This is a genomic window from Bradyrhizobium sp. P5_C11_2 (assembly GCF_054049755.1).
The window spans coordinates 1-26,009 of sequence record NZ_JBFULT010000041.1; the positions used below are offsets into that span (position 1 = coordinate 1).

Genomic DNA, 26,009 nt, shown 5'->3' on the forward strand with positions numbered 1-26,009 from the left:
TCCTGGTGCTACACGCGGTTTTCGAATGTGGTCAGAGATCGTCCGACGCAGCCCGCTTCAGATCTAAAGCGGCAAGCGATCGTACAATCAATGAGATGGATCGTACCCTTCTCGACCAGCTATGCCTGTGCGGCGGCTGGCATCGACGTGTTAATCAGATCGCTAACGCGCGTCAACCGATAATCCGTCGTTTTCTTATGCTATAATTTTGATCATGTATTGTTGATTCATGAGAAAATGATTCTTATCGATCCGAGATTTACGGATTCGTCCCTAAGTTATTCCGGACTTTTGCGTTTACCCGTGTGGGTATGCTCCATCTATACTGCTTGAAACACCTTCGAGGGTAATTACCCACGGGTGGTGCGCGAGCGCGGCGTGACGCCGGCGGGAGGTCGATGTGGGGCGCTCGCGGCGCCTCTTGCCGGAAGCCGGTTTCGCTGATTCCCTTGCGAGATGGGCCGCAGCGAACTGGAACGGCTGAGCCGCGAGGAGCTGATCGAGCTGGTGCTGCGGCTGCAGCGGCCAGAGAAGACCTCGCGCACCTCATCCAAGCCGCCGGCAACAGACCGCAAGGAGCAGCGGGAGCACTCCAAGCCCGGCGGCGCCAAGGCCGGTCACGAGGGTCACAGCCGGGTGCTGAGCGACGAGCCCGATACGATCGTCGAGCATCGTCCCGCGGCGTGCGCGTGTTGCGGCGCCAGCCTGCACGCCGCTCATCCGGCGCAGCTCGTCAGCGTCTCTGAGCAGATCGAGTTGCCCGTGGTGGCGCCGATCGTGACGCAGCACCGCCGGCTGGCGGTCCGTTGCCCGAGCTGCGGGGAGCGGGTCGTTGCACCAGTGCCTTCGGCCGCGCGCGGCACGCCCTTCGGTCCACGATTGCATGCGGTGGCGACGTACCTGAAGACCTGCCAAGCCCTGTCTTATGAGCGGCTGCAGGCAGCGCTATCCGATCTATTCGGCCTGACGCTGAGCCAGGGCGGGCTGATGAACCTGCTCCGGCGCGCAGGGCCGCTTCCGTGCCAGTCGTGACGCGGCCGTCTCGGCCCTGCGCAAGGCCGAGGTCGTCGCCTGCGACGAGACCGGCGTGCGCATCGAAGGCTCAAACGCTTACCACTGGGTGTTCCACTCGGCGCAAGCCGTGGTGCACACGCCGTCTCCGACGCGCGGCGCCGTCGTGGTGCGGGCGATGATGGATGGGCATCGGCCCGCGGTGTGGATCTCGGACCGCTACACGGCCCAACAAGGCCACGCAGTTGAGCACCAGACCTGCCTGGCGCATCTGGCCCGCGACGTCGCCTACGTCGTCGAGGCCAGCGACGATCCCGTCCCCTGGCGCCTGCAACTCTGGCTGCAGAACGTCTTCGCCCTGGCCGAGCGCGTCACCGACTTGGCCGCCTCGACGCTCTCGGCCAAGCGCCGGAGCCTGGATCGGCAACTCGGCGCCATCCTGGCCACGCCGACCCGCTGTGACCTGACCCGCGACCTGCAAGCTAAGATCAGCCGCGCCCGCGATCAGCTCCTGGTGTTCCTCGCCTATCCCGKAAAGGTCGGGCCGACCAACAACGGATCCGAGCGGCTCCTGCGTCCGGCCGGCGTGCAGCGGAAGGTGACCAACGGCTACCGCGCCATGTGGGCGGCCGAGGGCGAGGCCGCCATCCGCACCGTCGTCGACACCGCGCGCCTCACCGGCAGCAGCCCCTTCGGCGCCATCCTCAAAACCATCGGTGCCTGAACCCTGCCATCACAAGCCTGGGTAATTACCATTGTCGTACCTTGTTTGGCTTCGTTGGAGCACTTCTCCAGCAGAAGATTTGGCCGCAGCAGACAAAGCGATTACTCCAGTGCTATTGGACGCGCCGGAGCATGCGATGGCGCATTTCGTGAAGGCCGAAATTCTTAAAGCACAAAAGAAGCACGACTTAGCTGTTCCTGAGTTCGAGACGGCAATCAAGAACGATCGGAATTTAGCTGTTGCTTATGAGGAGCTTGGCCACACAAAAATATTGCTTGGCCGATCGAATGAAGCCTTGCCTCTGATAGAGAAAGCCTTGCGTCTAAGCCCACATGATCCGGCTTTGAATTTTTGGCTTTTCCATATGTGTCACGCTTATACTCACTTAGGCCGTGATTCAGAGGCTATCGAGTGGTGCCGCAAATCCGTCGCGGCTGGACCGCTTTGGCTGGCGTACATCGACTTATCGGCCGCTTACGCTTGGACTGGTCAGACGGCCGAAGCGCAGGATGCAGTTGCGGAACTTCTAAAGTTGATGCCACGCTACACCGTTCAAAAGTGGGCAACTGCCGGGTTCTCAGACAATCCGCAATTCCTGATTGAGTACAGTAGGATAGTTGAAGGTCTACGAAAAACAGGTCTAATCGAAAGGTAACAACTAGCAATCTTTTTTGAAATGGAAAACTTTGCGGCGCGCTGTATGTTAAAACGGTCGAGGGTAAAGCAGGAGTTGGCTCCCTCACGTGCGCTCAGTGCACTGCGTGTGAGTGTTTGTTTCAGGCCACGAGCGTGCGCGACGACGTCCAACTTAATTAATTGCCGCTCGGCAGCAGGCAACTGCAAATCCACTCCTCCCGGTCTTCCGCTTGCGGCAAGTCGGACAGGCCTGAACCAGACACTCGCAAGGTCTAAATAGGTTGGAAGCGGCGACTCAACCCGTGCCCGGCGGATGTCAGCACATTGCGCGACTAGGACCTGTGATTCGGCCTGAGTTGGTGTAGGCTTCGGGGATGCCGCACAAGGCTGCTGAATGGCTGAGACGGGCGTCAAGCCGAATGCCGGGTCCAGCGCGCGCTCGCGTTTGAGCTTGACGTAGTGTAGTCGGAAGCCACTCGTCCGGTTCCCGCATAAATGCCGCTGAAGTGGACATCTATACCGGCTTCGGCAACGACATTGAGGCAGTTGTTCGCCGCGTCTACTGGAATAGAGGAGTGACAAAAAAGGGTGGAGCAAATCGAGTGACTGGGTAGGCTCATGCCTCGACCTGCGGGTCCGGACCGCCGGTTGGAACCTGGCGGTCACGCGGCCGGTGCATCGGGCGCGGCGATGAGCGATTACGTGGGACCGGTGAAATTCACGCTCATCCACGGTCTACTACAGTTCTGCGTCGCCTGATTGAAAGAAGAGCTTGTGAGCGCTCTTGGTTGCCGGCGTGTGCAGTCGTGCGACCTCGCCCAGCATCTCGCAGCGACGGTCGCCAATTGCAGAACGAGTCGAGTCAATCGCCAAGATGAGGGCGCTCAGAGCACGCGTGTTGGTCACGCGGTAGCGTGCGTAGCGGATCGCATGCGTCACCAGCGTGTCCACCTCCTCGGTGAGGGACGCCAACTCGCCTGGCGTTCGCGCACTGCGCACCTCCGACAGAAGGCAGGTCAGACGGTCGAGCACCTCGTCGACTAACTCGCGCCGTTTGCGTGCAAAAATTTCAGACACCCAGGCCAGCGCTGAACTGATGCCGCCGCCTGCAAACAGCAGCAGCCACAGCCAGTCGCCGTAGCGGTCCATGAAGGACTCCTGTTCCCGGTTCAGATAGTCGACGGCGCCCGGATGGTTCGGCAAAGCGGCGCTGGTGATGGTGTCATTGTCCGGAGCCCTCATCAGGTTGATGGCTGGATCCGCCCGTGCGATGCGCGAGCGCATTTGGAAGAGGTACTGAATAACCTTCGAGACAGGCGCACGATCCAGACCTGAGCGAGCCATGAGGCGGTAAGAGGCGCCGATCGTCTTAACGTCCTCTGCGGGCACTTCAGGCCGGCCGTTTAGGCTGCCGCCTGGCACCGTCATAGCCGTGAGCGCTGGTGACTTCAGCGCGAGGGCCTGGGCCTGCTCGAAAGGCACGATGCTGACATGCTCTCCGGAGGTCTTAATGGCGATCTGCGCCAGATGGGCAGCCTCTGGGCTCGCCGGCGCTGCGATAAAGGCGACAGCATCGATCGTCCTGGCCGTGAGTGCCGCTTCCACCTCGTCCGATTTGAGGGGCACGAGCGCAAGCTGAGGCGGCATAAGATTGTAGTGGGCGAGGATGCTTGTGACGGTCGAGAGGTCAGCATCATGTCGCAGCACGAGGCCAAGCTGCTTGCCAACCAGATCGCTGACGGCTTTGACGTTACTGGAGGCGGGTGCGAGCAGAAGCACTGCCTCCTCGCGCACAATCGATAAGGTCAGACCGTCGTCGGGTAAGAACACGTCTGGCCTGACGATCGCCAAATCGACACTCTTCTGTTGAAGTGCCTCGGCGCTCTGCCGCACGTTGCTGAACGGGACGATGCGGAGGCGAACATCCTTTTTCTGCTCCACAAGTGCATCAGCAAATGCTTGGACGAGGCGCATCTCGGTGCTGCCAGGCGGGCCGACTGCGACCGTGAATACGGTGGGCGAGGTGAAGTACCAGTAGCCGATCGCGATAAGCGTCGTCCCGGCCGCCAGTAGGAGAGCGGCGGCGCCGATGCGCCATTCATGCTTGCGGATCCGCCGGCGAAACTGTTCGAACACGCTCCGCACTCGAGATACGGCCCTTTCCGAAGTGATCGAGTTGCTAATCAGTGTAGTGGGGCGGGGCAGCGGAAGAAACCGCCAGCCGCCTTACTCCGCCGGCGTTGCGACTGCTGCTCCAGGCTGCGCATCTGTTGTTTCGCCGCGTCCGAGCAGGCGCTCGAAGGCGACGTAGAAGGTCGGCGTGATGAACAGGGTGATGAAGGTCGCCACCACGAGGCCGCCGATCACCACCGTCCCCATGGAAACGCGGGCATGCGCCCCGGCGCCGCTGGCGATCGCGAGGGGGACCGAGCCGGTGATGAAGGCGAAGGAGGTCATCAGGATCGGGCGCATGCGCAGGCGGGCTGCGTCCTGGGCCGCCTTGAGCACGTCCTCGCCCTGCCGGCGCAGATCCTCTGCGAAGGAGACCAGCAGAATCGAGTTCTTGGCGGCGAGGCCCACCAGCAGCAGGAGCCCGATCTGACCGAAGATGTCGAGTTCGAGCCCGCGCACCGCCAGAAAGCCGACCGCGCCGAAGATCGCGATCGGCGTGCCGAGCAGGATGACGAAGGGCAGGCGCAGGGACTCGTACTGCCCGGCGAGCAGCAGGAAGATCATCAGGACGCCGAGACCGAAGATCATCGGCGCGTAGCCGCCCGCGACATTCTCCTGATAGGCGACGTCGGTCCACTCCACCGCGTAGTCGCTGGGCAGGCGGCTCTTGGCCAGCGTTTCGACCTCCTTGAGGACCGTGCCCGAACTCGCGGAGGAGGCGACCTCGATCGCCACCTCGATGGTAGGATAAGTGTTGTAGGACAGGACGGCGGTGGGGCCGCTGGTGAACTCCGCCCGCACCAGAGAGCCGATGCGAACCGGCTCGCCCCGGCTGTTGAGGACCGGCAGGGCCTCCAGGTCCTGGATCGTGCGGCGGCCGGTGGCCTCGCTCTGCACGTAGACCTGGTAGACGAAGCCGAAGCGGTTGAAGAGGTTGACGAAGCTCGACCCGACATAGGTCCCGAGGGCGTCGAACAGGTTCTGGAGGGGCACGCCGAGCTGCTCGGCCTTGGCCCGGTCGATCTCCAGGCGGATCTGCGGCACGCCGTAGCTCGTCGTCGGCAGCGCCTGCGCGATGTTGGGGCTCTTCTCCATCTCGTCGATGAAGCGCTGCGCCGCCTCGGCGAGCTTGATGCCGCCCGTGCCGCTGCGATCCTGGATCTCGAGCGTCAGGCCGCTGCGGGTGCCGAGGCCGGGCAGCGGCGACGGGTTGACCACCCGCACCTTCCCGTCCGGATCGTGCCGGAATTCCTTCTGCACGCGGGCGATGATGGCGTCTGCCGAGGCCGCCCGCTCGCCCCAGGGCTTCAGGACCGGGATCTGGAACCCGTAGAACGGCGCCACCGCGTCGGCGAGGATGCTGCGTCCGACGACGCCGATCGTGTGATCGACCTCCGGCATGTCCCGCAGGCTCTTGCCGAGCCGCTCGACCATCCGGTCGGTGCGGGTCACCGAGGCGCCCTTCGGCAGGGCGACGTCGGCGAAGAAGTAGCCCTGGTCCTCGTTGGGGACGAAGCCGGTCGGGCGCTGCATCACGAGGAGCACGGTGAGCGCCGCGAAGGCCGCGAACGCGAGGCCCACGAGCACGAGGTGGCGGGTGAGCCGGCCGATTATCGCGGTGAGGAGGCCCGCCGCCCGCTCCAGCGCCCGGTTGAACCAGCGCAGCGGCGCCTTCCAACGGCTCCGGCCCGCCTGCGCCCCCTCCGGCCGGTGCTTCAGGATCAGGCCGCACAGAGCTGGCGTCAGGGTCAGGGAGACGACGGCCGAGATCATCACCGAGATGGCGATGGTCAGGGCGAACTGGTTGTAGAGCTGGCCGGTCAGACCCGGAATGAAGGCCACCGGCACGAACAGTGCCGCCAGGACCAGGGTGGTGGCGATGACCGGGCCGGCGACCTCGTTCACCGCCTCGCGGGCGGCCGGGCGCGGCTCCATCCCCTCGTCCATCAGCCGCTCGGTGTTCTCGACGACGATGATCGCGTCGTCGACCACGAGGCCCACCGCCAGCACCATGCCGAGGAGGCTCAGGGTGTTGAAGGAGAAGCCGAGCAGGGCCATCGGCCCGAACGTGCCGACCAGGGCCACCGGCACCGCGATGGCGGGGATCAGCGTCGCGCGCCAGTTCTGCAGGAACAGGTAGGTGACCAACACGACCAGGATCAGCGCCTCGAACAGGGTGTGGACCACCTCGCGGATCGCCTCGCGGACGAACTCGGTCCGGTCGAGGGCGATCTTGTACTTGAGCCCGGGCGGGAACCGCTGGGCCAGCTCGGCCATGGTGGCCTTTACCCCGTCCATGACGTGGACGGCGTTGGCGCCGGGCGTCTGGTAGAGGCCGAGCGTCGCCGAGGGCCGCCCGTCGAAGCTGGAGCGCACGCCGTACTGCTCCGAACCCAGCTCGACCCGCGCCACGTCCCGGACCCGGACCACGGAGCCATCGGGGTTGGCACGCAGGAGGATGTTGGCGAACTCCTGGGGCTGGCTCAGCCGCCCCTGGGTGACGATCTGCAACTCGAAGGCGGTAGGCTGCCCGTCGGTCGGCGGCTTGCCGAGGGATCCAGTGGTGATCTGCTCGTTCTGCTGGCTCACCGCGCGGATCACCGCGTCGGGGCTGATCGCCAGCGCCTCCATCTTCACCGGATCGAGCCACAGGCGCATGGCGTAGCGCTTCTGAGAGAAGTTCTGGATCCGGCCCATGCCATCGACCCGGCGCAGGGGCTTGATGACCTGCGTCTCGGCCCAGTTGGCCAGGAACAGCTCGTCGTAGGGCGAGCCGGGATCGGCGTAGAGCACGATGTTGCCGAGCCGCTGGCGGGAACTCTTCTGGATCTCCAGGCCCTGCGAGCGCACCGAGGCGGGCAGCTTCGCCTCCGCGCGGTTCGCCCGGGTCAGCACCTCGGCGGCGGCGGCGTCGAGGTCGGAGCCGATCTCGAAGGTCGCGTCGAGGTTAACGCTCCCGTCGGTGTTGCTGGTCGAGGCGATGTAGAGCAGGTGCTGGGCGCCGTTGATCTCCTTCTCCAGTGGCGTCGTGACCGCGTCGTAGGCCTGCTGCGCGCTGGCGCCGGGATAGGTCGCCTGGATGTTGATGATCGGCGGGGCGATTTCAGGGAACTGAGCGATCGGTAGGGTCAGACCGGCCACCGCGCCGATCAGAGTGATCAGCACTGAAATCACGGCCGCCAGAATGGGACGGTCGACGAAGCGGGCGAACATCAGACCTCGACAGCGCGTCGGATTGTGCATCGGTGGTCGCGAGGACCGGGCATGCAACGCGATCTCGTTTCGTGTGTTCCCCGTCCGATTCGGCGCCAGACGCGCCCAGCAGGAGGAGTGACCGGCGTGCGGGCGGGGGTGAGGAACGGTGTTATCGCGAGTGCTGTGACGTTGGTCTTAGTGGCGGGCAGCTGGTTCGCCGCCGGCCGGCCGACATCTTCCGCGTTGATGAGTCATTTGCCGTGGTCGAACACGAACGCGGAGGCTGCCGAGACTGAACCGCCAATTACCGTCAAGGTCACAGCTGCGCGAACCCGGTCAGTGCCGATCAATTTCACCTACACAGGGACGATTATCGCGCAGCAGGACGCAGCGCTGCAGCCGCGGGTGAGCGGCAACGTGACCGAGCGCCCCTTTGAGCCGGGCGGCCACGTGAAGAAGGGTCAGGTGCTGTTCCGCATCGATCCACGCCCATTCCAGGTGGCGCTTGCTCAGGCGCAGGCGCAGGAGGCGCAGGCTAAGGCGCAGCTGCAATTTGCCGAGGCCGAGGTCAGCCGGACTGACACGCTTGCCGATAAGGGCTACGCGTCCGAGCAGCGTCTGCAGCAGCTCCAGTCCAACGCCGCCTCTGCTACTGCTCAGGTAAAGGCCGCCGAGGCTGCGATTGCGCGCCAGAACCTCAACCTCGACTACGCGGTGGTGAACGCGCCATTCGACGGGCGAGCGAGCCTGTCGATCGTCAATCCCGGTGATCTCGTCATCGAGAACCAGACGGAGCTGGTCACGGTCGTTCAGCTCGATCCGATCGACGTGCAGATGGCACTCTCATCCGAGGACTCTGAAGCGCTGCGCGAGGCGATGCAGACCGGTCCCGTGACCGTGGAGGTACTGGACGAGACCGGCAAGCCCATCCGCGACGCGAAGGTCTACCAGCTCGACAACCGGTTCGACCCGCGCACCGCGCGTCGCCTCGTGCGCGCGCTCCTGCCAAATTCCGACGAGCGCTTTCTCCCGGGCCAGTTTGTGCGTGCCCGCGTGAAGACGGGCACCGAGGAGAAGCTTCTGGTCCCCACCGTCGCGCTATCGGCCAAGCTGGCCCAGCAGATTGTCTACGTCGTCGACGACGAGGGCGTGGTGCGCCAAAAGCCCGTGACGACGGGCGACAGCTTCGGTGAGGACACCGCGATCCTGGCTGGGCTCAAGGTCGGCGAGCGCGTAGTGACCGACCACCTTCAGGACATGCGGCAGGATCTCAAGGTCGAGGTCCGCTCCGGGAACGCCGGAGACTCAGCTGGACCGCCCGGAATGGGTCAAGACGAAAGCGTATCTGGTGAGCCTGGTTGAGGCTGCGATGCGGTGGAAGGTCTCGTGCGCTCTCCTCGTGGCGCTGATGGAGGCATCGAACAACTCCTTCGCGCTGGCTGCGCCAACCCCCGGCTGCCGCGTTGACTGGGCGCATTACGCCTCCCTCGAAGTGGGCATGAGCTACCAGCGTGTGCGTGATCTTCTGGGCTGTGCCGGCCGTCGCCTTTCGACGTTGAACATTGGCGAGGGCAAGCGGGCGACTTATTCTTGGGCTGGCCGCGGCAGCTATGGTGCCAATTTAACACTAACGTTCCACAACGGTCATCTTACTGATAAGGCGCAGCTCGGCTTGAAGTAGGACCAGTACTTGGGGCGGCTAGCAGCACCGGCGCCTTTTAGGCAGATGCCAGTTTAAGAACGACTGACAAGCTCTTCGATATCGAATTGAGCGTAATACCGGACATTCAACCTTAGGCGCGGTCAAATGATTGTAGCAAGTGTTCGCTACGGAGGATACGCCCGAATGGCTTGGGCCACCGTAACGTGCGCGAAGCCGAACGTCCGGTCCTGCGCGCGATGGCGACCCGACGTGACGTAGTCTGGCCGAAGGGAGCACGTCCGCTTCGGAGACGATCCACCTCAGAAGCAGACAGGCGCCCGCGCGCTTCATGATGAGGCGGGCCGCTTGTTGGCGGGACGTTTACCAACGCGCTCCAAGTCGACCACCATCCGCTCGTGCGTCCCAGTCCCGATCTGCTCTGCCTCATCCCAGGCCGCAACGCGGAATCGGATCTGACGTCCCGTCGCACCCACTACCTCGGCCTCCGCTCTCACCCGGTGCCCGACCGGGGTGGCCGCCGTATGGCTCACGTCGACCTTCGTCCCGACGGCGCTCTCGCCGGGGTCAAGGAACGGGCGGATGGCGTTGAGAGCTGCGTTCTCCATGATCAGGATCATCACCGGTGTCGCAAAGACGGGCGGCAGGATGGTGTCCTTGAACTGATTCGCCAAATGGGGAGGACGGACCAACATGGCGAAGCTGCCCTTTGCACTCAATGGAATGTTTTGCATAGGCTCTCTCCTGATCCACATTACTCTATCGATTCGAACTGCTAAGCGCCTTGAGGGCCACAGTCCTGCCGGCTGCATCTGGCCGGAAGCAGCTCGTCCGCTTCAGAGCAGATCCGACGCAAGGTCGGACGAAGATGATGCGGCTTATTCCCGTCTAGACCTTGTAATGGGTAGACGTTTCTGATCCGCCTCCACGAGACGGGATAGATTTCAGCGACCATGAGATGCTTGAAAGATCTTGCGGTACAATCGTTAGGTCACGACTTTCGGAGATCCGAAACAATCGCCGTAGCTCTCGATGTCACGAGCAAACCTGAAGCCTCTTTCGAGAACGAGCCGGCTCGCACGCTCGGCGTCTCGCAGCTCCAGCGCTTCGATAATAGCCCTGTACGCGGCCCTCAAATATGCGAGGTCGATGCTCTGGCGGAATATCGTCTCGTGAACACTCCGCAAATGCAGCAGGAGATGGTTGAGCATGGACAGGATCTCCGCGCATTGCGCGAGCGTGGCGGCATGGCGGCAGAACTGCCAACGAGCCTCAAAGTAGCGGTGATATCCGCCTGTCGGATCTGCCTCATAGAAGGCGCTGAAGCTTGTACGAAGCGCGCCGAGCTGCGCCTCTGTCGCTTTGGCGCATGCCAACCGGACCGCCATGCTCTCAAGTGCAGCACAGGCATAGATCATCTCGATGATCTCACGCCTGGTCTTCTTGACGACGAACACGCCATGTCGCGGCCGCCGACGTACGAACCCCTGATGTTCCAGGATCGTCAGAGCCTCACGGATGGGCGTGCGGCTGACCCCAAGATCCCTGGAAAGTTTGCACTCATCGAGCTGCAGCTCGCCGGGATGATCATAGATGCGCAGTTCGGCAATCGTACCCAGTATAGCTTTATAAGCCAGAGCGCGCAGGCCCGATTCGGAACAGGCCGGCACCGCATCGACCAAGAAGCTATCCAATGCGTACACCAGCCCAGCTCCGTAGCGAGATCAAGATCGATCCGTGTCTGGCCAGAGACCTTCTTCTGTCACGATGATGTCCATAGGAACGTCATGCGCCTGCGGGTAGATTGTCGCGAGCCGCGCAAGGGCAAAGCCGACGCCAATGACCAGCGGCTTCGTCGGCCTGGACGCAATGGTCCGGTCATAGAAGCCCCCACCATAACCGAGCCGGTATCTGGCCGGATCGAAGCCGACGAGCGGTGCGATCAGAACGTCAGGATCGACGGCCTCGCCCTCGGCGGGAATGGGTATGTTCCAGACGCCGCGGGTCATGCGGTCACCTGGCGACCAAGTTCGAAACTGGAGGGGGCGTCCCTTCTCCACGACGATCGGAAGCGCCAGTCGTGCTCCCTCTTCACGCATCCCTGTCAGGAGGGGTCTGGCATCGAACTCGCCCCTGAAGGGCCAGTAGAGGCCGATCAAGATGCCTGATGCCGAGGGTAAAGCGGCTCGGAGAGCTTGCCCGATGCGCGCGCTCCAAGCAGCGCGGTCCTGGGCAGAGATGCTGACCCGCCGCTCGATGAGGGCGGTGCGGGTCTCCTTTCGCCACCGCCGCACGCTCGGCCAGTCGGATGCTGAGACTTCAGAGGCGCATGGTTCAGAAGGTCGCCTCTCAATCTTCGGGCTGACGAAGTCGGGATCGAGCTCATGCATGAAACAGGGTGGAGAGCTGTACTCGCCGAACTCAGGGCGTTCGGGAGCCGCAGAATCCGACGGCATCTCAGGCGGTTTGGTTGAACGCCCAGCCATAATGCGCTCCCTCGCTATGGTGTGCCCGCGTGCCGCTCGGTGAGCTTGGCCAAACGCTGTCTCAAAACCTTCAGTTCGGTGAAGCGGATCGTGACATCCCGCACCACCGCGACCATGCCGGTCATCGCCCCCTGCTCATCTTTGAGCGGCACGATGGTGAACTCCAGCGAGATCTGTCGCCCATCCTTGCGGATGCCCGGGACGGACAGGAGAGCGCCCTCACCATAACGGCTCTCCCCCGTCGCCATGGCCTTGCGGTACCCCTCCCAGTGGCGCTTGCGCAGCCGTTCGGGCGTGATGATGTCGAGCGATTGACCGACTGCCTCGTCGGCCGTGTAGCCGAAGATGCGCTCGGCTCCCGGGTTCCAGATGCGGATGATGCCTTCGCTGTCGGAGGCAATCACCGCATCTGCGGCGGTAGACAGGATCGCGTCGGCTACTTTACGCGCGTAATCCACGCAGGCGCTCCTCCAATTGAGGCGCCGCTCACCTGAAGGAGCGGCGCCATCGTGCTCAGGCAGCCTGCCGCGGTTCCTCGATCAGCTCATCTGCGGGACCGAAGAACTCGAAGCGAATGCGCTCGGCCGGGATGCCCCGACGCTGAAGTCCGTTCACCAACGCGCTGAGGAACGGCTTAGGACCACAGAGATAATAGGTCGCCTCCTCACGGGGCGTCTGCGCCACGAGCCAGTCTGCGCTGATCAGGCCGGCTGCGTCGTAGTGCTCGCCCTGCCGATCGTCCGCCTCCGGCTCCGCGTAGAAGGTGTGCAAACGGACGTTCTCGTTGCCGGCAGTCAGCGCCTTGGCGTGATCACGCATCGCGTGCACACGACCGTTGAGCGCCCCGTGAACGTACCAGGTTGGCCGCTCAGGTGTCGCCGCTGTGATCGTCTCCAGCATGCTCATCATCGGGGTAAGACCCACACCACCGCTGACGAGCACGACGGGAGCGGTCGACCCCTGGTCGAGGAAGAAGTCGCCAGCCGGCGGTGCCGCGCGTAGTACCGTGCCGTATCTGGCATGATCGTGCAGCCAGTTCGAGACGATCCCGGCGGGTTCGTCTGCCCGGCCCTCGCGCTTGACCGTGATACGGTAGGCCCGATCGTTCGGCGCACACGAGATCGAGTAGTTCCGCTTTAGGACCCCATGACCCGGTAGATTCAGGAGGAAGCCGAGATACTGCCCAGGCCGGTGGCGCAACACCGGGCCGCCATCGACCGGCACCAGCACGAAGGATCGGATCGTCTCGCTCTCCTGCGAGACGCTCTCGACCACGAAGTCGCGCCAGCCGTTCCAGCCCCCCGGCTTGGTAGCCAGATCGCGATAGATCGTGGCCTCCCGCCCGATCAGCAGCTCCGCCAGGAACCAGTACGCCTCGCCCCAGGCCGCACAGATCCCCGGCGTGGCGGCCTCGCCGAGCACGTCGCCGATGGCGCCAAGCAGTGCGTCGGCCACGTAGGGGTAGTGCTCCGGCAGGATGTTCAGCGCGACGTGCTTCTGCGCGATGCGCTCCACCACGCCCGCCAGGACGCCGAGGTTATCGATGTTGCGGGCGTAAGCGAGCACGGCCAGGGCTAGGGCCTTCGGCTGCGACCCAGTCTCGCCGTGATGGGACTGGTTGAAGAGGTCGCGAACCTCCGCGTTCTGGAAGAGCCGCTCGTACATGCGCTTCGTGATGGTCAGACCATGCGCCTCCAGCGCCGGCACGGTTGCCTTGATGATCGCGACAGTGGCGAGAGAGAGTGGAGTCGGCATCGGCAGCCCTCAAAGGTACATCAGCGATGCACCTTATGCTGCTTTGGCTTCAAAGATGCAATACCCATATACCTTCAGTTCACACGGGATACGCGATGCGACTGACGCGCTACACGGACTACGCTTTGCGAACGCTGATCTATGTCGGCCTTCAGGAACCGCGGCAGAGCTCGATCGCCGAGATCGCGCGTGCCTACGGCATTTCGGAGAACCACCTGACCAAGGTGGTGCATCAGCTCGGCCGCCTCGGGCTGATCCGGACGACTCGCGGCCGTGGCGGTGGGCTGCGGCTTGGGAGGCCGGCTGCCGACATCGTCGTCGGTGCCGTTGTGCGGCAGACCGAGGACGATCTAGCACTGGTAGAGTGCTTTGCGAGCGGGGCCTGCGCGATTACAGCACCATGCCGGTTGAGGCGTGCACTCGGAGAGGCTTTGGGTGCGTTCCTGGCGGTTCTCGACGGCTACACACTGGCGGACCTGCTCGCAGATGAGGCAGGCCCGGAGATCTCGCGTCTTCTGGGTATATCCACAGAGCTCACCCCAGCGAACTGAGGAGTTAACATATCTCGCCACCTTAACCTGGTTGGCTGGCCATTTGCCGGGCTAATTAGGAGAATTTGCTGGCGGCGGAGTGTTGAAATGAACCATACGTGGACGCCGAGTGCGGAGTAGGTAGTGCTAAGGCTGCGCCCGTTCGCGGTGCGGAAGACCCAAGCTAAATGCCTGGAGCGGGCCTATATTGGAACAAACATCTCCGATGTCGACGTCAGAGATGAGCGCCTGCAGCAGGTGATGCTCCGTACGCCTGCGGTGAAGGCCGCGGTCGTGCTTCCGATGGGATGTCAGGCGGCAATCTGCCTGGGCTGATGTTGGGTCCAGTTCCACGGCACCAAATCGTCGATGCGTAGAGCCGGATGGTCGGGCAGGCGGTTGAGGACGTCGGCGAGCCAGACCTGCGGATCGATGCCGTTGAGCTTGGCGGTCTCGATCAGCGTGTAGAGGGCCGCGGCGCGATGGCCGCCCGCATCCGAGCCGGCGAAGGTCCAGTTGCGGCGGCCTACCGCGATGGGCCGGATCGCGCGTTCGGCGGCGTTGTTTGAGAGGCAGATCCGTCCGTCGTCGAGGAACCGGGTGAAGGCGCTCCAGCGCTTGAGCATGTAGTCGATCGCTTGCGCCACCGGAGCCTTGGCCGAGAGCTTGGCGCGGTTGGCCAGCAGCCACGCCTTCAACTCGGCGACGAGGGCGGCCGAGCGGGCGCTTCGATGCGCACGGCGCTCGTCCGGTCCCAGGCCGTTGATGGTGCGCTCGACCGCGAAGATCGCGTCGATCCGCGCCACCGCCTCGATGGCGATCGGAGCCTTCCTCAGGTCAGCCAGCTCGAAGAACTTGCGCCGGGCATGCGCCCAGCAGGCCGCCTCGCGGAGCGGGCCTGGTTTGCGACCGGGCTCGTACAGCCGACCGAACCCGGAGAAGGCATCCGCCTGCACGAGGCCGTGGAAGTCGCCCAGCCAGGTCTCGGCATGCGCACCAGAGCGGTCGGGGGAGTAGAAGTAGGCCACAGCCGGTGGTTCGGGACCACCGAAGGGACGGTCGTCACGCACCACCGTCCAGAGCCGCCCCGTGCGGGTCTTGCCCTTGGCCAGGACCGGTACGGGCGTGTCGTCGAGATGCAGGCGCTCAGCTCTTCGAACATGAGCCTCGATCCGGGCGACCAGGGGCGACAGGGCGCTCGTCACCGCTCCGACCCAGCCGGCCAGCGTCGAGACGTCGATCGGCACGCCCTCGTGGGCAAAGCGCTGGCTCTGGCGATGCAGCGGCAGGTGCAGGCCGAACTTGGCCATCATCACCTCGGCTAGGAGGTTCGGGCCCGCTCGTCCGCGGGGGATCGGGTGGAAGGGGGCCGGGGTCTGCGCGATCGTCTCGCAATCGCTGCACGAGAAGCGCTCGCGCACGTGCTGGATCACGGCCCAGCGCGCGGGGATCCGCTCCAGGGTCTCGGTGACGTCCTCGCCGAGGGGGCGAAGGCGCGTCCCACCGCAACAGGCGCAGGTCGTCGAGCCGGGATGGACGATGCGCTCGCGCGGCAGGTGCTCGGGGAGAGGCCGGCGGGCGGGCTTGCGCCTTGAGGAAGCCGCACCTGAGAGCGCTTCGGGCTTGGCAGCCGCCTGCGCTTGGGTCTCGGCCAGCGTCTCCTCCAGATCCTCCAGGACGAGTTCGAGCTGGTCGATCCGGGCGCTGCGCTCCGAGGAGGTCCCGAACCGTTCTCGCCGCAGCCGGGCGACCTCCAGCTTCGGCCGTTCAACCGCGATCTCCGAAGCGAGCCGGGCCGCCCGCTCGGCCAGGATCATGGCATGGGCGGCGGCGAGGTCCGTGGGAAGCGGCGGAGGCTCGGGCGCATTCGGCACGCTGGAGAGAAGAGCATATTCCTCAAGCGTTGTAACGCGTTATCCTCAGCCCAGAGCGCTCGGACGCCAGCTCTCCTGCGGCATCCGCCAGTCAATCCCAGAGAGCAGGTAGCCGAGTTGCGCCGTCGAGATCGTCACGGCTCCGTCGGCCACCGAGGGCCACAGGAAACGGCCGCGGTCGAGCCGCTTCGTGTAGAGGCATGCCCCCTGGCCGTCGTGCCAGATCACCTTGATCAGGTCGCCGCGCCGTCCTCGGAACACGAACAGATGCCCGCCATGGGGATCGCGCTTGAGCGTCTCCTGGACGATCAGGCCGAGACTGGAAAAGCCTTTGCGCATGTCGGTGTGGCCGGTGGCCAGCCACACCCGCACGTTGGCCGGCAGCGGGATCATCGGCCCTCCAGGGCATCGAGCACTCGACGCAGCGCCGCGGCATCGACGTCCCTGTCGACCTTGAGACGCCGACCGCCGCCGAGATCGATCTCAATGACGCCGCTCTTGCGCCGAGGCCGACGCAGCGGCGCTGGAGCACGCGGATCATCCGACTGCTGGGTGGGAACAGGAAGTGACGGCTCCGGGGTGATCGCGACGGGCACGAAGACCGGAGCCTGCTCGTCCCCTCCCAAACGGCCTTCCCGAGCCTGCCGACGCCACGTGAACAGCAGGCCATGGGCGATCCCGTACCAGCGCGCCACCGAACACACCGACACGCCGGTCTCGAACGATGCTTCGACGATCCGCACCTTGTCATCGAACGACCAGCGTCGCCGCCGTTCGGCGTTCTCCAGTAGCTCGCCCCGCATCATCCCGACCCGCTGACCTTAACGCCAGCATTAAGGTCAGGCCTCACCGCTGAGTGCGATGCTCTCAACCGTGGCCTTCACCAGAGGCGTACGCTTCTTCGCCTACGATCGTCCATCAGCACTAACTCAGCCGGTGCGGTGGTTCTTAAGCGCCTGAAGCGAAGCATCGTAGCCCTCACGCCAGGACTGGCCATCGTTGACGCCCCGGACGAGTTCCCGAAGAAGGCCGTCCCGCAGACCGTAGATGAGGCCATGCACCGCGATGCGGTACCCTCGGTGCCACGCTCGCCGCAGGATCGTGGTGCGGCACACGTTGGCTACCTGCTCGATCACGTTCAACTCCGCGAGCCGAGCGCCGCGGTCTTCGTCACTGGAAGCGGTGTCGAGCCAGGCCGCGTGCTTGTACGCGATATCCTCGATGTGGCGCAGCCAATTGTCTGCCAGCCCTGCGGAGCGCTGCTCGGCCACCGCCTGGACACCACCACAGCCGTAATGACCGACGACCATGATGTGCTCAACCTTTAGGACCTCGACAGCGTACTGCAAAACGGACAGACAATTCAGGTCCGAGTGCACAACGAGGTTGGCGATGTTTCTGTGCACGAACACCTCGCCGGGTTCCAAGTTGATGATCTCGTTGGCTGGTACGCGGCTATCTGAGCAGCCGATCCACATGTAGCGTGGGGATTGCTGCCCAGACAGACGAGTGAAGAACGCTGGATCGTCTGCGACACGACGCCTAGCCCATGCGCGATTGTTGGCGAAGAGCTCATCGAGACCGCACATGCCTGTTCCACTCCCGAACTTATTTAAGATCGTGCTTAACGATGGTGATAGTGGTGCGTTTGCGCAGCGATACTGGCGAAATGCGTTCAGCTGCAATGCTGCTCCCGCAGCGCCGTGCTGGAGGCCAACCTCGCCGCACTCAGCTGTACAGCCTGTGGCTAGGGCGCCTGCATGTGGCTAGGATGCCCGCACTCGCAGCGACTGGCCTCCTCGGTAAGCTTGCTCATATGGTGCGGGTACCAAGCACTATGACCAATTATGGGCGGCGCCCACTGCTCGCGCGGGCTGGAGCGATCTGCCGAGTCGCCGCCGAGTAGAGCGCCGTCGGCTGATCTCACCTCCGAAATGTCGCACGCAACCAGCTGGGTCGGCGGCGGTCGGGAAATTTGTCCGCGAGCGTACCGGCAGTGACTAAAAGACCGCGCCTGTTCTGATTGGGGAAACGGGTACGACCTGACCAGGCGGTGCCGCCGCACGCGCAGGACACGGACGTGTACCTGGCCAGGCTCGGCGTGCTGCTCACCTGGACTTGCTTCAGTTCAGTGGAGAGCGGTTTGGTGGGCGATGCCCCTCTCGAACTGGGTGGGGCTTGTGAAGCCCAGCGCCGAGTGACGGCGGCAGGGATTGTAGAAGCCATCGATGTAACGGGCCAGCGCGTCGATGGCCTCTGCTCGCGTCTGGAACGCGGTGCGCCAGACCAGCTCGCTCTTCAGTGTCTTGAATAACGTCTCGACCATCGCTTTGCCATAACAATTCCCCTTGCTGGACATTGAGATCACGATACCATGTCCTCGTAGTTCCGCCTGACTCTCGTTCGAACAGTACTGGCTGCCGCGTTCGGAATGATGCAGTAAACCTCGCCTTGGCTGCCGGACGACAAGGGCACGTCGCAGCGCAGTCAGCGCAAGCTCCTTGTGAAGGCGATCGCCCGCCGCCCAGCCCACGACCCGTCGGGAGTACAGATCGAGGACCACCGCCAGGTACAACCAGCCCTCCCGCGTCCAGATGTAGGAGAGATACTGTCGGCGAATCAGGCAGCTGCGGCCAAGGCTGCAAACCGTGTCACGCGTGTTCTGGCCCGGGGCGTCTCTGCCAGCCAGTGGACAGCACGTGAGGCATTCATCGCGGCGGCCACACAGACGTGCTGCAGTCCGGTCTTGGCTTGGCCGATGTATCGGCTCCGGCGCAGGCCGAAGGCGCGTACGCCCTGGGAGAGCGTGCCCTCGATCCCGGCGCGGATGCGATATTGCTCCTTCCAGACCGGATCCTGCATCCGGCCCCGCGCGGCATTCAGCGCCTCGTATTCAGAGCGTGGCAGGAAGTAGACGGAGCGGCGCCTCTCCTTGGAGGAGGTACAGGATCGGCGCGCGGGGCAGGCGCCGCAATCGGTCCGGCTGAACACCGCCTGGAAGCGTGGAGCTCCGACCTCGTCACGGGTGGCGCGCCAAGTCACCGACGTTTTGCCCTGCGGACAGGTGACCCGCTCGTGCTTCCAGTCGATGACGAAGTGGCGCTGCTCGTAGGATCGTTCAGCTTCCGTTGCCCGCTGCGGCATGGCGCGGACCGGCCCTTCCAGCGCGACAGCATGGTCTCGCCTGCTTCCGACCAGCAATCCCGCATCGACGTAGCCGGCATCCACGAAGTGTTCGGCCGGCAGAAGGTCCTTGGCGGCCAGCTGCTCGTGGATCGCGGCCGTGCTTGCCATGTCGGGCTGCATCGCCGGGCAGGTCATCACGTTCGTGACGAGATGAACTGCGTCCGCGTCGCAGACTTCGGTGACGTGAACCTTATAGCCCGACCATTCCATCTGACGCTTCGTGCTGTAGTGGACCTCGGGGTCGTAGGGGGATTGCAGCCGCTCGCCGACCGGCGGCAGCTCCGGACCGCTGCGCCAGCGTGGCGGCCCACCTCCCTCACGGGCATAGTGCACGCGCCAGACGTCGCGCAGGGTGCCGACCATCGGGACGCCGCGGGCCTCGGCCGGTGCATCCGGCGCGTCCAGGGCCTCAAGCAGGCTGAACCCGTCGGCACCGATCGCGAGAGCGAGGGCTTCCCGCTCCGCCTGACCCTTGGGCAGCCGGTAATCCTCGACCCGGCGTCCGTAACGCTCGAACCAGACCGGCTGCGTGATCCCGCGCAGCCAGTCCGGCGCGACGGCGGCCAGATCGTCGAGCGCAGCGCGCAACGTCTCGGCGACCAGTTCGAGCAGGTGCCGATCGTGCACGGCGGCCAGGACGTGCGTGCTGTCGGTGCGCTGCTTGCCGCGCGCCTTGACCAGGCCGCGGGCCCTGAAGCGCGTGAGCATCCGATCCAGAAGCAGGTGCGCGGCGTCACCGGCGATGAGGCGGGCGCGGAACTCGGTGAGGACACTAAAGTGGAAGCCCGGGTCGGTGAGTTCGAGCCCGAGCGCGTACTTCCAGTCGATCCGGGCGCGCACGGCATCCGCGGCCTGGCGATCGCTCAGTTGCTCCGAGAACTGAAAGACCGTGACGAGGGCCAGCCGCCACGACGGGAGCCCAGGCTGGCCACGGGTCGGGTAGAGGCCACCGAAGTCCTCGTCCTGATAGAGGGCGCTGAACTCGTCACGCAGCCGCGTGGCCGTCGTTCCCTTGGGGAACGCCGCCTTCGCAACCCGCACTGTCTCAGCCGGGATCGTGCCGATCGGTTCTGGTCGCAGGCTCATCGGGCATCTCCATGCCAATGCCCCACCCCCCCTAATTCGCCGACAGTATCTCGGAGATGTCGCTCCCCCACTTCCGATCCGGCCCCGCCGCCGTGAAGTCCTGGTCGAGGTGGTTGGGCGCGACTGGAAAGGCGTGACCGCTGTCCGTGGTGCGCCGGAATCGCCGCGGCTGGCGGGCCTTGAGCCCGTTCTCCCGCATCAGCCGGGCCACGCGTCGCCGGCCGGCCGCCAAGCCCTGCTCGCGCAGCTCGTGGGTCATGCGCGGGCTGCCATACGTCTCGTGCGAGAGCGTGAAGGCGGAGCGGACGTGGGCAAGCAGCACGAGATCCTCGCGCTGCCGCGTCGAGGCCGGGCGGTTCTTCCAGGCGAAATAGCCGCTCGGACTGAGGTTGAGGACCTTGCACAGGCGCGCGACCGGGAAGTCCTTCTTCGCCGCGTCGATGAGGCGGAACCTCATCGACTTCCCTCCTTGGCGAAAAAAGCCGTGGCCCGCTTCAGGATCTCCCGCTCCTGGCGCAGCACCTCGTTCTCGCGCCGCAGGCGCTTGAGCTCGGCGGCCATGTCCTCCTGCCGATCGGCCGGCGGATGGTCCATCTCACGGTCACGCCGGCCGTCGATCCAGTTGCGCAGCGTGGAGAGCCCCACGCCGAGATCGGCGGCGACCTCGCGGCGGGACCGCCCACTCGTCTGCGCTAATCGCACCGCCTCAGAGCGAAACTCAGGGTTAAAGGTCTGCTTCCGGTCTGCCATCGGAACCCTCCTCCTTTAGGAAAAGAGCTCTCCACTTTTACGGGGCAAGTCCACCTGCGTTTACCTCTACGGCTTGAGCTTCCGGCTGCGCCCACGCATACTGCAGATGGGCATCGATTCGATGATCGTGTTGTTCCTGTATGCGATCGGTATCGTCGGGTTGGTAGCTATTGCCTTGAAGTAGGCGAGCTGAGGCTTCGCCTTCAGCGCCTCTTCCACAAGCCTTCAGGCAACCTAAGGGAGGGACGGCTTCCGTGTGCCTCAAGCCCCTTCAGCGGCACGCCGGTCCTGAATCGGTTGTGTTGGCGGCCGATAGCATCGAGCTCAGCTCCGGTCGCTTTCTCGACAAAAGGACGAAGCTCCTCGCCGACAACACGTAGCAGCCGCTCTCGAAAGTTCGCATCGGGCTCCGGATCGCTCATGCCCTACTCATCATCGTAATGATCCCGCAGGCCAGAGGCCCTGTGGCGCTATGAGAAGACCTTGCTGAAAGCCCTCATCCCTGTAGAAGCCTTGGACCGGCTGCTGCCGAGACAGGCGCCGAATCCTGTCGTCGATCGGCTCAGGGTCGCCTCGGTTGCCTTTTGCCTTCAGGTGCTCGGTAAGGAACTGCACGAGTGGCCTCACAGCGCCAGGCCCGTAACCAGTGCCGGCGATTGTTCAGCTGATCATCGCCGGCAGCCAACCATGGCCGCGCGTCCGACCCGCCAAACCGCGGCACTCAAGCTGTATCGGCGCTCAGCGCCGCCCGCCATCACCGCTGGGCCCGCACCAGCAGCTTCGGATCGAGGGCTGATAGGGCCAGCAACGGACCCGGCATGACGACGCCGGCCCGCCGCATGTTCTGAGCCGCGGCCCTGCAGCCCAGAAGGTCGTTGCTGGCGGCCGCAGCCTCGACCTGCTGAACGTTCTCGGGCGACGGATTGTACGCGTCCGGTGCAGAAGGAGCCGTAGAACCTGCGGGTGCGGCGCTCTTGGGCGGACCTGAGGCCGTCTCCGTCGTTCCGGAGGAAGCTGTCTTGTTCAGCGCTTCGCCCTGCGGGCCGGCTGCGCCTGGACCCGAGGAGGTGATCTGACCGCTCTGACCGGAGGTCTGTTGGGCTGCTCCGCTCGTGTCGCTTGGCTTGGCGGAAGGGTCGCCTGGCTTCTTAGCCGATACCGCCGTGGCTTGCTGTGGGGGCGTCGCCTCGGACCCGCGAGCCGAGTCCGGCTGGAGAACGAAGGCTACAAGCTCCTGGCAGAGATTGGCGGGCGTACCGCTCGTCTGCTCAGTGGTCGGTTGCATCGGCGTGGGTGGCTGCGGGCCAGCTTGCGCGAATGCGGTGCTCGGCAGCAGGACGGCAGCAGCAATCAGCGCTGTGGTGAGGGTGCGTGCCACGAGCATGTCCCTGCTTCAATCCTGGGCAACCAACGAGTAAACATTCAGTTTCCCGGTCACCGGCTGCTTTCCGCAGTCTCTACAGCCAGACGTCGCACAGCCGCAGGGACCAGATCAGGCGGCCATTGGCATCGGTCAGGTAGACTGCGTTCGCATTCGAGCCGATCATGTCGATGTGAATGCGCTTGGCCATCCCGACGGCATCGGCCGCGTTTGTAGCGGCGATGATCTCCTCATGTACGGGCGCATCGAGTGTCCCGTCAGGGTGTCGAAGGGCTACGCAGAATTGATAGTGGCTCATCGTACAGCGCCCAATAAAACGCCCATCTATTCGGTCAACAAAATTATTCTCGACCCTAAGTCAGTCGACACCGACCAAGGGAGTTATAAGTCGCTGCGACGACGCCTGCTTAATATGTACCTGATGAATTGCAGCCTGCGCCATATGGCGCTGACCCTCATCAACCAAACGGCCAAAGACTGCTAGAATGTCGAGAAACGAGAACAGTATGAGGGCCGCGCCGAGGACGCTGGTGATGCGCTCTGCATGTCGCTCCAGCCGCTGAATCGCAACGCCGCCGATCGTGAACACGACTGCCATGGCGAGCGGCACGATCAGGGCATTAGGCATCGGCCTTGTCCTCTGTGTGATCCTGATATCGTCGCAGGAAACGGCCGGAGCTGCCGGAGCGATGCCTTCGGCAGGCATTTAGCCGTACGGCCGCGTACCACCCGCGCGGATTCTCGCTGGCTCGCGTCGGTCAAAGCCGCCCGCTGCCCCTCGGCAGCCGTCTTACGGTGCCATTGCGGAATGCCGTGTCCCAATGGTTAGCAGCCGATGCAGATGCAACGGACGACGTGCTGATGCATCGGGCCGGTCCGCTGGTTCGGAAGCTGACCGGCCGGGGCTTGGAAATCGCCGCCGGAGAGTCGGCCCCGTCGGCGCGGAGTTAGGCCGTCAATTCAGTGAGCAACCTCCTGGGGTGCCGCTCTCGATGGTTGATCCGTACCTGCCCAGACGGGAGGCGACGTTAAAGCCATGCCGGTCCATGACGGCGTCAGCGCCATGCCCTCGACGCACCGCGCCATGCCGTTCCGGGCGCTCTAACGAATTGGACCTGACAGTGCCCTGCTCGGATGGTCAGCAAAGCCGGCGTTAGGTGTATGGTCCCGGAATGTGGTGTGACGGATCGAGCCTGAAGCGTTCGGGCTCTTTCGTCCAGGCTTGAAGGACATGCTCGTAGGGCGTGAGGCCGCGCAGGGTCTTCAGCCGACGGGCATAGTTGTAGGCGTCCACGAACAGCTGCAGGTGTGCCCGGAGCTGTTCGTGGATCTCGTAGTGGTAGCGCTTGACTGTCGCGTCCTTGATGGTGCGGTTCATCCGCTCGACGTGACCGTTGGTCCAAGGATGGTTGGGCTTGGTCAGACGATGCTCAATGCCGTGCTCATGGCAGACGCGGTCGAACATGTGCCGGCTGTAGAGAGCTGTCGGGCCTGAGCGGTTGCGCGGGGCATGGCAGAATTGCACCCCGTTGTCGGTCAGCACCGTGTGGATCTTGTACGGCGCGAACGCGACCAGCGCGCGGAGGAAGTCCGATGCGGTGTAGCGGTTGGCCTCCGTCTCCAGCTTGGCGACAGCCAACTTCGAGGTTCGGTCGATAGCCACAAACAGGTAGAGCTTGCCTTCCTCAGTCCTGACCTCGGCGATGTCGATGTGCATGTAGCCGATGGGGTAATCGGCAAAGCGCTTCTTCTTGGGCTTGTCGCCTTCCATCTCCGGTAGGCGGCTGATGCCGTGCCGCTCAAGGCAACGGTGCAGCGACGAGCGGGTCAAGTGCGGGATCGTAGGCTGCAAGCCGTAGAGACAGTCGTCCAGCGGCAACAGAGTATGCCGGCGGAAGGCGACGATGGTCGCCTCGTCTTCCGGTGTCAGGACCGTCGACCGAGCTTCTTTCGGCCCCATGGCGGCATCGGCCGTCGACGGCCGTCCGCGCCATTTCTGGATCATCGTTGGGCTGACGCCGTAGCGCTTGGCCGCCGCTCTCGCACTCTCTTGACGTAGCTATATTCCGCGACGGATCGCCTTGTATCTCGGAGTTGCCCGCTGGCGCGACGCCAGCGAGGCTACATGGTGAGGGTCAGCCCGCGTTCGCCTTGGGCTTGTAAGCCCGAGACAGAGCAAGGTGCGGCCCTCACCCCCCCACAGTGCCGAACCCGGACAGCCGCTCGGGCCCGAGCCCGCATTTGCGAGGTAGGGTCATGGGCGAACAATCCACCATCTTCGTCGGCATCGACGTGTCCAAGGATCGCCTCGACGTTCACCTCAGACCCTCTGGCGAGGCCTTCCATGTCCCTCGGGACACCAAGGGGCTGGAGGTTCTCGCGCTCCGCTTCGGTAGCCTTCCAGTTGCCCTTGTCGTCCTGGAAGCCACTGGCGGCTTCGAGGCGAGTGTCGCTGCAGCGCTTGCAGCGGCCGGACTGCCGCTCTGCATCGTCAACCCCCGCCAGATCCGCGACTTCGCCAGAGCCATGGGCCGGCTGGCGAAGACCGACGCGCTCGACGCTGAGGTGATCGCCCTCTTCGCCGAACGCATCACACCACCAGCCAGGCCCCTGGCGGAACCGGAGAGAAGCCACTTCGCCGAGCTCGTGAGCCGGCGGCGGCAGATCATCGGGATGATCAACATGGAGACCAACGGCCGCGATCAAGCCGTGGACAAGCAGCTGATCCGGAGGCTCAATCGGCACATCACCTTCCTGGTGAGAGAGCTCGCAGAGCTCGACGGTGACATTGGTTAAGCCATCAAGGCCTCTCCGGTGTGGTGCGAGACCGAGGCGCTGCTCAAGTCCGTTCCGGGCATCGGCGACGTCACCGCGCGCACGCTTCTGGCTCAGCTTCCTGAACTCGGCACCATCGGCCGCCACCAACTCGCGGCTCTCGTCGGAATCGCTCCGATCAACCGCGACTCTGGCCTGATGCGCGGCCGGCGATCCATCGCGGGTGGGCGAACATCTGTACGAGGCGTGCTGTACATGGCTGCGCTGTCCGCGATCCGGCGACGCTCTCCGTTCCGGCCCTTCTACGAGCGGCTTGCTGAGCGTGGCCGACCGAGGAAGGTTGCACTCGTGGCGGTGATGCGAAAACTCCTGGTGACGCTCAACGCCATCGTCCGCAACCGCACGCCATGGCGACCGCTCATGGCTTGACCTTCAACACAGCCGCTCCGTCGTGCGGGCGCTGCCGTGGAGAACTTGGCCCATAGCGCATCCCTCGCAGCATGGTGTTCAACCGTACCACCACACCGCGGGATCAAACACCTAGGAGCCCGTCCGAGTAATCCTCTCGACGGCGTGGCCTGGGAGTGATTCACTCTGCTCATGGCCAAGGTGTTTCGCTCCTGGGATGTGGATCAGGGCTGGTTGCTGCCGCCCTCGTTGCACGAGTTCGTGCCACCCTGGCACATGGCGCACTTTGTCCGCGACACGGTGCGGGAGGCGCTCGACCTCTCGGCCATCCTCGACACCTACACAGAGGAGCGCGGCTACCCGCCCTACCATCCCGGCAT

The 26,009-nt window shown here is 64.3% G+C and carries 19 protein-coding genes and 6 pseudogenes; 7 read left to right on the plus strand and 18 right to left on the minus strand.

Annotation, left to right across the window (positions count from 1 at the left end):
* Positions 1-456 precede the first annotated feature (456 nt).
* Together tnpC (ACXJL8_RS06895) and ACXJL8_RS06900 are read left to right on the plus strand one after the other, a co-directional pair.
* A pseudogene (gene tnpC, locus ACXJL8_RS06895) lies at positions 457-1,735 on the plus strand (IS66 family transposase).
* A 79-nt stretch (positions 1,736-1,814) separates the two neighbouring features.
* Positions 1,815-2,390, plus strand: a complete 576-nt coding sequence (locus tag ACXJL8_RS06900) for a tetratricopeptide repeat protein (RefSeq protein ID WP_456684777.1) — start codon at positions 1,815-1,817, stop codon at positions 2,388-2,390.
* A 719-nt stretch (positions 2,391-3,109) separates the two neighbouring features.
* Here ACXJL8_RS06900 and ACXJL8_RS06905 read toward each other — a convergent pair.
* On the minus strand, positions 3,110-4,507 hold the full coding sequence (locus tag ACXJL8_RS06905; RefSeq protein WP_456684778.1) for a TAXI family TRAP transporter solute-binding subunit: 1,398 nt from the start codon (positions 4,505-4,507) through the stop codon (positions 3,110-3,112).
* Positions 4,508-4,597: 90 nt separating this feature from the next.
* On the minus strand, positions 4,598-7,756 hold the full coding sequence (locus ACXJL8_RS06910) for an efflux RND transporter permease subunit (protein WP_456684779.1): 3,159 nt from the start codon (positions 7,754-7,756) through the stop codon (positions 4,598-4,600).
* Between the two features lie 126 nt (positions 7,757-7,882).
* Here ACXJL8_RS06910 and ACXJL8_RS06915 point away from each other — a divergent pair, with 126 nt between their 5' ends.
* Both ACXJL8_RS06915 and ACXJL8_RS06920 read left to right on the plus strand, forming a co-directional pair.
* Positions 7,883-9,100: an efflux RND transporter periplasmic adaptor subunit gene (locus ACXJL8_RS06915; protein ID WP_456684794.1), complete on the plus strand. Its 1,218-nt coding sequence runs from the start codon at positions 7,883-7,885 to the stop codon at positions 9,098-9,100.
* Between the two features lie 7 nt (positions 9,101-9,107).
* Entirely contained in the window at positions 9,108-9,419 is a 312-nt protein-coding gene (locus ACXJL8_RS06920; protein WP_456684780.1) for a DUF3862 domain-containing protein, read from the plus strand.
* A gap of 308 nt (positions 9,420-9,727) precedes the next feature.
* Here ACXJL8_RS06920 and ACXJL8_RS06925 read toward each other — a convergent pair whose 3' ends face one another.
* From ACXJL8_RS06925 to hmpA, 5 genes are all read right to left on the minus strand, one after another.
* Complete coding sequence (locus tag ACXJL8_RS06925) at positions 9,728-10,132, minus strand: thioesterase family protein (RefSeq protein WP_456684781.1); 405 nt, start codon at positions 10,130-10,132, stop codon at positions 9,728-9,730.
* Positions 10,133-10,384: 252 nt separating this feature from the next.
* A complete protein-coding gene (locus ACXJL8_RS06930) occupies positions 10,385-11,080 on the minus strand; it encodes a GntR family transcriptional regulator (RefSeq protein WP_456684782.1) in 696 nt (231 codons plus the stop codon).
* 42 nt (positions 11,081-11,122) lie between these two features.
* Complete coding sequence (locus ACXJL8_RS06935) at positions 11,123-11,884, minus strand: 5-formyltetrahydrofolate cyclo-ligase (protein ID WP_456684783.1); 762 nt, start codon at positions 11,882-11,884, stop codon at positions 11,123-11,125.
* A 14-nt stretch (positions 11,885-11,898) separates the two neighbouring features.
* Complete coding sequence (locus ACXJL8_RS06940) at positions 11,899-12,342, minus strand: PAS domain-containing protein (RefSeq protein ID WP_456684784.1); 444 nt, start codon at positions 12,340-12,342, stop codon at positions 11,899-11,901.
* Between the two features lie 55 nt (positions 12,343-12,397).
* On the minus strand, positions 12,398-13,639 hold the full coding sequence (gene hmpA, locus ACXJL8_RS06945) for an NO-inducible flavohemoprotein (protein ID WP_456684785.1): 1,242 nt from the start codon (positions 13,637-13,639) through the stop codon (positions 12,398-12,400).
* Between the two features lie 95 nt (positions 13,640-13,734).
* Here hmpA and ACXJL8_RS06950 point away from each other — a divergent pair, with 95 nt between their 5' ends.
* Positions 13,735-14,190: an Rrf2 family transcriptional regulator gene (locus ACXJL8_RS06950; RefSeq protein ID WP_456684786.1), complete on the plus strand. Its 456-nt coding sequence runs from the start codon at positions 13,735-13,737 to the stop codon at positions 14,188-14,190.
* Between the two features lie 290 nt (positions 14,191-14,480).
* On the opposite strand, the gene tnpC (ACXJL8_RS06955) is transcribed toward ACXJL8_RS06950, so the two are convergent.
* The 11 genes and pseudogenes from tnpC (ACXJL8_RS06955) to ACXJL8_RS07005 form a co-directional block, all read right to left on the minus strand.
* Positions 14,481-15,986: an IS66 family transposase gene (tnpC, locus tag ACXJL8_RS06955; RefSeq protein WP_456684787.1), complete on the minus strand. Its 1,506-nt coding sequence runs from the start codon at positions 15,984-15,986 to the stop codon at positions 14,481-14,483.
* A gap of 102 nt (positions 15,987-16,088) precedes the next feature.
* Entirely contained in the window at positions 16,089-16,436 is a 348-nt protein-coding gene (gene tnpB / locus ACXJL8_RS06960; RefSeq protein ID WP_024827170.1) for an IS66 family insertion sequence element accessory protein TnpB, read from the minus strand.
* Positions 16,433-16,849, minus strand: a complete 417-nt coding sequence (gene tnpA, locus ACXJL8_RS06965; RefSeq protein WP_456684788.1) for an IS66-like element accessory protein TnpA — start codon at positions 16,847-16,849, stop codon at positions 16,433-16,435. The genes tnpB and tnpA overlap by 4 nt, the downstream gene beginning before the upstream one ends.
* Before the next feature lie 123 nt (positions 16,850-16,972).
* On the minus strand, positions 16,973-17,632 hold the full coding sequence (gene can, locus ACXJL8_RS06970) for a carbonate dehydratase (protein ID WP_456684789.1): 660 nt from the start codon (positions 17,630-17,632) through the stop codon (positions 16,973-16,975).
* A 539-nt stretch (positions 17,633-18,171) separates the two neighbouring features.
* Positions 18,172-18,648 (minus strand): annotated as a pseudogene (locus tag ACXJL8_RS06975) (IS3 family transposase); the annotation flags it as partial.
* A gap of 14 nt (positions 18,649-18,662) precedes the next feature.
* On the minus strand, positions 18,663-20,315 hold the full coding sequence (locus tag ACXJL8_RS06980) for an IS1182 family transposase (protein WP_456684790.1): 1,653 nt from the start codon (positions 20,313-20,315) through the stop codon (positions 18,663-18,665).
* Between the two features lie 46 nt (positions 20,316-20,361).
* Positions 20,362-21,065: pseudogene (locus tag ACXJL8_RS06985) on the minus strand (IS3 family transposase); the annotation flags it as partial.
* Positions 21,066-21,819: 754 nt separating this feature from the next.
* A complete protein-coding gene (locus ACXJL8_RS06990; protein ID WP_456684791.1) occupies positions 21,820-22,449 on the minus strand; it encodes a hypothetical protein in 630 nt (209 codons plus the stop codon).
* A gap of 73 nt (positions 22,450-22,522) precedes the next feature.
* Positions 22,523-22,744 carry a hypothetical protein gene (locus ACXJL8_RS06995; protein WP_456684792.1) on the minus strand — a complete coding sequence of 74 codons (222 nt, stop codon included), beginning with the start codon at positions 22,742-22,744 and terminating at the stop codon, positions 22,523-22,525.
* A gap of 60 nt (positions 22,745-22,804) precedes the next feature.
* On the minus strand, positions 22,805-23,074 hold the full coding sequence (locus ACXJL8_RS07000) for a hypothetical protein (RefSeq protein ID WP_456684793.1): 270 nt from the start codon (positions 23,072-23,074) through the stop codon (positions 22,805-22,807).
* 525 nt (positions 23,075-23,599) lie between these two features.
* Positions 23,600-24,499 (minus strand): annotated as a pseudogene (locus tag ACXJL8_RS07005) (IS481 family transposase); the annotation flags it as partial.
* Between the two features lie 203 nt (positions 24,500-24,702).
* On the opposite strand from ACXJL8_RS07005, the pseudogene ACXJL8_RS07010 reads away from it, so the two are divergent.
* Together ACXJL8_RS07010 and ACXJL8_RS07015 are read left to right on the plus strand one after the other, a co-directional pair.
* Positions 24,703-25,650, plus strand: a pseudogene (locus ACXJL8_RS07010) (IS110 family RNA-guided transposase).
* Between the two features lie 171 nt (positions 25,651-25,821).
* Positions 25,822-26,009: pseudogene (locus tag ACXJL8_RS07015) on the plus strand (IS5/IS1182 family transposase); the annotation flags it as partial.